Origin of the sequence: Desulfovibrio sp. 1188_IL3213, assembly GCF_036763145.1 — a bacterium.
Classification (GTDB): Bacteria; Desulfobacterota; Desulfovibrionia; order Desulfovibrionales; family Desulfovibrionaceae; genus Desulfovibrio.
In genome coordinates this window covers 1-3988 of record NZ_JBAIYR010000208.1, presented here as the reverse complement: position 1 = coordinate 3988, position 3988 = coordinate 1, and the positions used below count along the sequence as shown (strand labels likewise).

At 54.6% G+C, this 3988-nt stretch carries 2 protein-coding genes; both read right to left on the bottom strand.

The window, feature by feature from the left end; all coding sequences use genetic code 11:
- Positions 1-1122 precede the first annotated feature (1122 nt).
- Positions 1123-2502, bottom strand: coding sequence for a sigma-54-dependent transcriptional regulator (locus tag V6C16_RS08885; protein WP_333536236.1), 1380 nt, complete (start codon positions 2500-2502; stop codon positions 1123-1125).
- Positions 2503-2506: 4 nt separating this feature from the next.
- Positions 2507-3988, bottom strand: a 1482-nt coding sequence (locus tag V6C16_RS08880; protein WP_442886205.1) for a sensor histidine kinase, incomplete at its 5' end; no start/stop codon positions are given.

Sequence of the window (3988 nt, the reverse complement as noted above, 5' to 3'; positions counted from 1 at the left end):
AGAAAAGTGTATTATGGTGACTCATGTCCAAAATCTCCTTGTGTGGCAAAGTTTTTCGCAAACTCTTTATACCACATCGCATTGAGATTTTGGACTTTTTTCTTAACCCTTAGCCGGACAGCAATGATGTTAAACGACAATCTCAACAATCTCAGGCGAAACGGCTCTACATCTAGAGCAATTTAACTTTTAAATTGCTCGGACGACTGCGTGAACAGACGTTCGCTACGGAGGCGAAAGCGCAGTTTATCTGCGCGGTTAAACGCCGAAGTGAGCGTGCCTTAAACTTTGAGAATGTATATTCTCAAAGTTAATCTGCTCTAATTGAGTAATCAATCAGCGTCAAAAAACAACAAAAACTATCACCACGCCACAGCCGGTGTGCTGCGCTTACGGCAAGGTGCGGCCCTTGCCGCGTGGAATTTTGTTACATGATAGTTGCGCAAAAAATACATTTTGACAAGCTAAAAAGGATACCATCAGGGCGGGAAGAAAAAAGCATGTTTCCTTTGCGGCTTGCAGGCCAAATTTTTCTGCGGAAAACCAGAGCCGCCCAATTGCCGATTGCCGTAAAACAGAAAAATTGCGCGCTATAAGCGCGCTGCCGGCCCGCGCCCTTTCCTCGCAGCCTGCCTGCGCAGCTTACTGCACGACTTATCCTGCGCGATGCCAGCACGCCCGAGCGGTGCTGTTTACCGCTGCGCTGTGTAACAGGCTGAGAACATACATTATTAAAAAAATAAGTACGCCAAACGCAGGACCCGTTAAAACTTTTCACAGCAGTTTCACGGGGCCACACACACAGTGCAAGGTTGGCAAGACAGGCAATGATGGGCAATCTTTGGCAACGATGGGTAATTAATAATGGGTGATGCTGATAAAAAGAGAATGATGGGCAGTAAAAACGCGCTATCAGCCTGCTGCCTGTAACCGCCCCCGACCTGTGCCGGGGACGGTTACACGTGTTCATCGCTCTAGAGCAGATAAACTTTGAGAATATACATTCTCAAAGTTTAAGGCACGCTCACTTCGGCGCTTAACCGCGCAGATAAACTGCGCTTACGCCTCCGCAGCGAACGTCTGCTCACGCAGCCGCCAGAGCAATTTCAAAGTGAAATTGCTCTAATGCCCTGTTATGGCATATTTTTTCAGCTTGTATTGCAGCAGACTTTTTGAAATACCCAAGTATTCCGCGGCCTTTACCTGCACAAGGTCAGCCCGTACCAGCGCGCGCCGGATAAGCGCGGCCTCAATTTTTTCCAGCGTATCGGCCAGATCAAGCTGCACGGGCAAAAGGTCCACAGCGCTTTTGAACTGCGACTCTTCGTCGCGAATCTCTGCGGGCAGATTATCCACATTGATAACAGCGCCGGGAACCAGCACCAGACAGCTTTCAACCACATTTTCAAGCTGGCGGATATTGCCCGGCCACTCATAGCCCGTAAGATAGTTGAGCGCCTCGGTACTGAACGTTTTTGCGGGCATGGTATTGTCTGTGCAAACCTTGTCCACAAAGTGCGCCACAAGCAGGGGAATGTCTTCCCGACGTTCGCGCAGGGGCGGCAGGGGAATCTGCACCACATTGAGCCGGTAGTACAGGTCATCGCGAAAAGCGCCCTTTTCCACCAGCGCGGCGAGGTCTTTGTTGGTGGCAGCCACTACGCGGATGTCCACCTCTATTTCCTCTCCCCCGCCCACGCGCTCGAAGCGTCGCTCCTGAAGCACCCGCAGCAGCTTGACCTGCAGATCCGGCGTCAGCTCGGCAATTTCATCCAGAAACAGCGTACCGCCGTCGGCCTGTTCAAAACGCCCCCGACGCATGGCCACCGCCCCGGTAAAAGAGCCTTTTTCATGGCCGAAAAGCTCGCTTTCGAGCACACCGGGATTGAGCGCCATGCAGTTGACGGAAACAAAGGGATTGTCTTTGCGTGGGCTTGTATAATGGATGGCGCGGGCAATCAGCTCTTTGCCCGTACCCGATTCGCCGGTAATGAGCACGGTGGACCGGCTGGGCGCGGCGCGCTCGACCATGATGAGCACATCGCGTATGGCGCGGCTGCGCCCCACAATCTTGTGTACGCCGTAGCGGTCTTCCATCACTTCCTGCAGCAGGCGGTACTGCCGGTGCGCGCGGGCCAGCTCCACCGCATTGTGAACGGAAAGCAGCAGCTCGTCATTGGAAAACGGCTTGGTGATGTAGTCAAAAGCGCCATATTTCATAAGTTCCACGGCGCTTTCAATGGAGCCGAATGCCGTCATGATAAGCACGGGAATATACGGCCAGCTTTTCTTGACCCGCTCCAATACCTGACGCCCAGTCACCTTGGGCATCTTCATGTCCGTAACCACCACATCAACTTCGCTTTCATCCAGAAAGGCCAGGGCCGTTTCCGGGTCGCTGATGGCGGTGACGACATAGCCTTCGTCTTCCAGCAGGGTCTGCAGAACAAGAAGGTAATTTTTTTCGTCATCAATAATCAGAATATGCGCTTTTTCACTCATAAGACTATTCCTGTACCCCGGCTTGGGCTTCGGGCAGCAGCACACGTACAAGAGCGCCGCCTTCCGGGCCGTTTTCCAGTTGGATCACGCCGCCGTGGCTTGTGATAATGGACTGCACTATGGGCAGGCCAAGACCTGTTCCCCCATCCTTGGTCGTAAAGAAGGGGTCCAGCAGGTTAGCCAGAACGGAGGCGTCAAAACCGGGACCGGAGTCCAGCAACTCCAGCCGCACATGACCCTGACCGTCATGCACACCGCTGATGTGCAGTATGCCCGGCCCGTCCATTGCCTGTTGTCCGTTCACCAGAATATTGTAAAAAGCGCGGTACAGCAAATCCTTGTCGCCATGAACGAAAAGGCCCTTTTCAGTATTGCGTTCCAGCGCCACGTTGCGGCGGCCCATGTCGCCCTCCAGAAAGCCCAAAACCTGATCCAGCACAAGGCTTACATCGACCAGATCCTGTTTGGGCTGCCGGGGGCGGGCATAGTCAAGAAAGTCGTTTACGGTTTGTGAAAGACGCACGGATTCGTCAAAAATGGCTCCCAGTATGCGCCGGGTTCCCGCATCGGCGTCACTGCGGCGCTGCAGCAGTTCGGCGCTGGAACGTATGATGCCGAGGGGATTTCTGATCTCATGAGCAATACTGGCGATGACGCGCCCCATGCTCACAAGGCGTTCGTTGCTGTGCAGCTGCTTTTCAAGCTGGCGGTTTTTATTCATGCGCTCGGCCAGTACACGTTCAGACCTGTGGATGAGCATGATCAAAAGGCCAAAAAGCACCACCGAAGACATGAGGCACATGATCACGATGATGCCCTGAAACGTCAGCACCTGCTCGTAGTCGCCCGTGATGTCCTGCGTCAGCTCCAGCGCGCCCATGATGGGGGCATCCTCGCCGGGCTTGAGCGATTCCCCGCGCAGGGGATACAGCACGCGCAGCACAAAGGTTCCCTCTTCCAGCGGCAATCTGAAAGGAGCCTGCCAGGCCGGTATGGTCGAAATAATCTCGGACTTGGGCGCAGCGCCGTGCAGCACCTCATCCAGATTGGCCGGAGAAAGTCCTGCGCGGCCGATTTCTTCCTTGCGGGTGGAATACGCCACAATACGTGAAAAATCGTAGATGCGCAGGCGTTCCACGGGCAGACCGTGGATTACGGACTGCACCACCTGATCCAGCCGCTCATACTGTGCGGGCTGCCGCAGGGCAATGCGCCCGTAGCCGATAAGGGTGGGCAGCGCAAAACGCCGGAAAATCTGGCTGTTGAGGTTTTCCACCAGCAGGCGGGCAAAGCCTTCCTGTCGGGTCAGCAATGTTTCGCGGGCCGAGTTGGAAATAAAAAATGAAAGTACCAGGCTGGTAACAAGAATAATTACCAGAGAAAGCCAGGACAAAGGCCGGGCATAGCTCAAGGACAGGCCCCCGCCGGCATCGCCCTGAGTCCCAGCCGCAGCCCCCGAGGCAGGCGCTGCCTGCCCGCAATCCTG